The sequence below is a fragment of the Streptomyces sp. NPDC059142 genome (assembly GCF_042755665.1).
Lineage (GTDB): Bacteria > Actinomycetota > Actinomycetes > Streptomycetales > Streptomycetaceae > Streptomyces.
On the sequence record NZ_JBHZDA010000060.1, the window covers coordinates 11,458 to 16,097 of the forward strand.

Genomic DNA, 4,640 nt, shown 5'->3' on the forward strand with positions numbered 1-4,640 from the left:
CGCGGTCGGCGCCACCATCGCGATGGCGACGGCCGCGCCGACCGCCCAGAACCCGGCGCACGCGAACGCGCTGACCACCCGGGACACGAACAGCACCTCGTACGAGGGGGCGAGCGCGCCCGCGACCTGGCCGAGGCCGAAGACCGAGATCAGGGCGATGAGCGTGGTGCGGCGGGGGAGGCGCAGGGTGGCCACGGCGAGCAGCGGGGCGCCGACGACCATGCCGATCGCGAACGCGGAGATGAGCAGACCGGCGGTCGGGATGGACACGTCCATGTCGGCGGCGAGCGGCGGCAGCAGTCCGGAGAGCATGAACTCGCTGGTGCCGAGCGCGAAGACCGAGAGGCCGAGGATGTAGACGGCCAGCGGCATACGGTCCGAGGACCGCTCGGACACGGCGGGCGGTTCGGACACGGCGGGCTGCTCGGGCAGCGGGGACGCCGTGGCGGGCGGTGCGGAAGGGGAAGCGGAAGCGGGATCGGGGGCGCTGGTCGGGGCCGGGGAGCCGGGATCGGCGGATTCGGGCATGCCAGGTGCAACCGGTGCCGTCGGCCATGACATTCCGGCGCTCGTCATCTGTTCAGATGGTGAGACCGCGAAGCTCCGACGCCATGTTCGCGCGCGCCCGCGCCTCCCACTCCCGCACGCCGTACGGGGTACGGAACAGGTCCGGCAGCGCGAGCAGTTGCTCCAGCACGGCGGCCCGGCCCGCACGGAAGTCCGGGGCGGGGACGAAACCGTACTCCTCCCGTACGGCTGTCGTGTACGCGGCGTACGCGCCCGGCTCCGAGGCCAGGACGGCGAGGTCGGCATCGCACAGGACGGCGCCGTTCCGGTCGCCGGGCGCCGTGGCGTGCCCGGCGGTCAGCCGGACGAGCCGGGCGACCTCGGCCGTACCCTCCGCGCTCAGCCCGGCCTCGGCCAGGGCACGTTCGGCGAGCCGGGCGGAGCGCTCCTCGTTCTCGGAGCGGTCCGGCCGGTAGACCGCGTCGTGGAACCAGGCGGCGAGCCGGACGAGCGCCGGGTCGTCCGCGTACTCCGCGAGCGTGTCGACCCGGTCCAGGACGGCGGTCAGATGGTCGGTGGTGTGATACCTGCGCTGCGGCTCGGCCCAGCGGACGAGGAGATCGTCGGCGTACCGGTACGGGTCCGGGGCCGTTGCGGGGACCGTCTCGTCCGGGAGCAGGGACCGGAGAGTGATCGCGAAGCGGTCGCGCAGAGCGGGTTCGGGCATGCCGAAAGCCTAGGCCAGTCACGGCCCGGGCCCCCGGCAGTGGGTGGGGTGCGGTCAGGAGGCCGTGAAGCGCCTCAGCCGCAGGCTGTTCCCGACGACGAAGACCGACGAGAACGCCATCGCCGCGCCCGCGATCATCGGGTTGAGCAGCCCGGCGGCGGCGAGCGGCAGCGCCGCCACGTTGTACGCGAAGGCCCAGAAGAGGTTCCCCCTGATCGTGCCGAGCGTGCGGCGCGCCAGGCGGATCGCGTCGGCGGCCACGCGCAGGTCGCCCCGTACCAGCGTGAGATCGCCCGCCTCGATCGCCGCGTCCGTGCCGGTGCCCATCGCGAGGCCCAGATCGGCCTGGGCCAGGGCGGCGGCGTCGTTGACCCCGTCGCCGACCATCGCCACGGTGCGGCCCTCCGCCTGGAGCTTCCTGACCGCCTCTGCCTTGTCCTCCGGCATGACCTCGGCGATCACCCGGTCGGCGTCGATACCGACCTCGGCGGCCACGGACGCGGCGACCGCCCGGTGGTCACCGGTGAGCAGGACCGGCGTCAGACCCAGCGCGCGCAGCCGCCGTACGGCCTCCGCGCTGGTCTCCTTCACGGCGTCCGCCACATCGAGCACGGCCCGCGCCTCGCCGTCCCAGGCCACCGCGACGACCGTACGGCCCGCGGCCTCGGCCTCCGACTTCCGCAGCGCCAGCTCCTCGGGCAGCCGGATCTCCCACTCCGCGAGCAGCTTCGTCCGGCCCACGAGCACCGCGTGGCCCTCGACCACGCCCTGCACACCGAGCCCGGGGACGTTGGTGAACTGCTCGGGCGCGGGAAGCGTCCCGACGCGCTCGGCCGCGCCCTCCGCGATCGCGCGGGCCAGGGGGTGCTCGGAGGCGTGCTCCAGGGCGCCCGCCAGCCGCAGCACCTCCTCGTCGGTGGTGCCCTCCGCGCTGTGCGTGGCCAGCAGGGTCATCCTGCCGGTGGTGACGGTGCCGGTCTTGTCCAGGACGATGGTGTCCACCCGCCGCGTCCGCTCCAGCACCTCGGGCCCCTTGATCAGGATGCCGAGCTGCGCGCCGCGCCCCGTACCGACCATGAAGGCGGTGGGCGTGGCCAGGCCGAGGGCGCACGGGCAGGCGATGATCAGGACGGCGACGGCGGCGGTGAACGCGGCGGTCGGCCCGCCGCCCGCCAGCAGCCAGCCGCCGAGCGTGGCCAGCGCGAGCACGATCACGACCGGTACGAAGACGGCGGAGATCCGGTCGGCGAGGCGCTGGACGGACGCCTTGCCGTTCTGGGCGTCCTCCACCATGCGCGCCATCCGGGCGAGCTGGGTGTCGGAGCCGATACGGGTGGCCTCCACGACGAGCCGGCCGCCCGCGTTGAGCGTCGCTCCGGTGACCCCGTCGCCCACGGCCACCTCGACCGGGACGGACTCGCCGGTCAGCATCGAGGCGTCCACGGCGGAGGAGCCCTCGACGACGGTGCCGTCGGTGGCGATCTTCTCGCCGGGCCGTACCAGGAAACGGTCGCCGACCTGCAGTTCCGCCGTGGGGACGGTGGTCTCCCCGCCGTCGCGCAGGACGGTGACCTCCTTGGCGCCGAGGTCGAGCAGCGCGCGGAGGGCGGCCCCCGCCTTGCGCTTGGAGCGGGCCTCGAAGTAGCGGCCGGCGAGGATGAAGGCGGTGACCCCGGCGGCGGCTTCCAGATAGATGTTCCCGGAGGCGTCGCCCCGGGCGACCGTCAGCTCGAAGGGGTGGGTCATGCCGTGCATGCCCGCCGTGCCGAAGAAGAGCGCCCACAGCGACCAGAGGAACGCGGCCGAGGTGCCGATCGAGATCAGGGTGTCCATCGTGGCCGCGCCGTGCCGGGCGTTGGTCCAGGCGGCCCGGTGGAAGGGCCAGCCCGCGTAGGTGACGACGGGGGCGGCGAGGGTGAGGGAGAGCCACTGCCAGTTGTCGAACTGGAGCGGCGGGATCATGGCCATCGCGACGACCGGGACGGCGAGGAGCACGGCGGTGATCAGGCGCTCGCGCAGGGACCGCAGCTCGGCGTCGTTCTCGGTGTCCTCGGCGGCCTCGGCATCCGCGCCGGCCTGCTTCCCGCCGGTGCCGTCCGCCGTCGGTACGGGGCGTACGGGGCGGGCGGCCGGGGGCTCCTTCGCCGTGTAGCCGGTGGCCTCGACGGTGGCGATCAGATCGTCCACGGAGAGCCCGTCGGCGTAACTGACCTTGGCCTTCTCGGTCGCGTAATTGACGGTGGCCTCGACCCCGTCCATCCGGTTGAGCTTCTTCTCGACACGCGCGGCGCAGGAGGCGCAGGTCATTCCGCCGATCATGAGTTCGACCTCGGCGGTGGAGCCTGGGGCTGGGCCGGTCGGGGTGCCGGTGGTCCTGGTGGTGCTCATGGGCGGCGGCTCCTTCTCTCTTCGACCGTTGTCCATCGTACCCCCTAGGGGTATGAAACTCCTTCCTGTATACCCCCCACCCGTACCCAATTCAAGGGCTGGCCGTGATCGGTTCGGCCCCTTAGGCTTGAATATTGGACTAGACCTATCTCCCCGTCCCCTCCCCGACGAATGAGGTCCCCTCTTATGAGCAAGAGCGCAGTCCTGGAGGTGATCGCCCTCGACGCGGAGGACGCGATCGCCGCACGGAACGGAGGTGCGGACCGCCTCGAACTGGTCACCGACATGGCGGCGGACGGGCTGACCCCGGCCGTCGCGACCTTCGCGAAGATCCGCGCGGCCGTCCCGATCCCCCTGCGGGTGATGCTCCGGCTCACCGACGGGTTCGACGCCGGCGGCCCGGACGGCGCGGACGCGCTGGTCGAGGCGGCGCGGACGCTGCGGGCCGAGGGCGCGGACGAGTTCGTCCTCGGCTTCCTCGACCCGGACGGCACGCCGGACCTGGTCACGGTCGAGCGGCTGATCGCGGAACTGGACGGCTGCCGCTGGACCTTCCACCGGGCGATCGACCACGCGGCCGACCGCGCCGCCCTGCGCAGGAGCCTCGCGGACCTGCCCGGCCTGGACACGTACCTCACGGCGGGCTCCCCGGCGGGCGTCACCGAGGGCCTGCCCGTCCTCCTGGCCGAAGCGGCGGCGACGGTCCGCGGCGAACCGGGCTACGGGGCCCGCCTCATGGCCGGTGGCGGCCTGAGCCTGCCCCAGGTCCCGGTCCTGCGGGCGGCGGGCGTGACGGCCTTCCACATCGGCGGCGCGGCCCGCCCCTCGGGATGGACCGCGCCGGTCTCGGCGGCAGCGGTACGGGAATGGCGGACGACGCTCGACGCGGTGCCGGCCGACCGGTAGCGCGTGGCCGGGGCGGGGCGGGCGCGCCCGGGTTCCCGCGCGCCGCCCCCCCCCCCCCCGCCGCGCCCCCCCCCCCCCCACCCCGGCGCGACCGCCCGCGCCCGCCGCCCGC

Annotated in this window: 4 protein-coding genes (1 of these 4 running past the window's edge); 1 reads left to right on the forward strand and 3 read right to left on the reverse strand. The window is 74.1% G+C overall.

Going from position 1 to position 4,640, the window contains the following annotated elements; genetic code table 11:
* From ACFXPK_RS21370 to ACFXPK_RS21380, 3 genes are all read right to left on the reverse strand, one after another.
* A protein-coding gene (locus ACFXPK_RS21370) for an MFS transporter (protein WP_385077704.1) crosses the window boundary here: on the reverse strand, window positions 1–372 show its beginning. The gene continues 1,062 nt to the left of window position 1, outside the view; only the first 372 of its 1,434 coding nucleotides appear in the window; its start codon is at window positions 370–372; its stop codon lies beyond the left edge, outside the window.
* Between the two features lie 208 nt (window positions 373–580).
* Window positions 581–1,234, reverse strand: coding sequence for a hypothetical protein (locus ACFXPK_RS21375; protein WP_385001104.1), 654 nt, complete (start codon window positions 1,232–1,234; stop codon window positions 581–583).
* A 54-nt stretch (window positions 1,235–1,288) separates the two neighbouring features.
* Window positions 1,289–3,622 (reverse strand): heavy metal translocating P-type ATPase, encoded by a 2,334-nt coding sequence (locus ACFXPK_RS21380; protein WP_385077641.1) that lies wholly within the window; start codon window positions 3,620–3,622, stop codon window positions 1,289–1,291.
* A 186-nt stretch (window positions 3,623–3,808) separates the two neighbouring features.
* On the opposite strand from ACFXPK_RS21380, the gene ACFXPK_RS21385 reads away from it, so the two are divergent.
* Window positions 3,809–4,528, forward strand: coding sequence for a copper homeostasis protein CutC (locus ACFXPK_RS21385; RefSeq protein ID WP_385001114.1), 720 nt, complete (start codon window positions 3,809–3,811; stop codon window positions 4,526–4,528).
* The last annotated feature ends 112 nt before the right edge of the window (window positions 4,529–4,640 follow it).

Excerpts from the sequence above, each read along its gene's own strand:
- ACFXPK_RS21375 (WP_385001104.1), bottom strand. The coding sequence starts at position 1,234 with ATGCCCGAACCCGCTCTGCGCGACCGCTTCGCGATCACTCTCCGGTCC.
- ACFXPK_RS21380 (WP_385077641.1), bottom strand. The coding sequence starts at position 3,622 with ATGAGCACCACCAGGACCACCGGCACCCCGACCGGCCCAGCCCCAGGC.
- ACFXPK_RS21385 (WP_385001114.1), top strand. The coding sequence starts at position 3,809 with ATGAGCAAGAGCGCAGTCCTGGAGGTGATCGCCCTCGACGCGGAGGAC.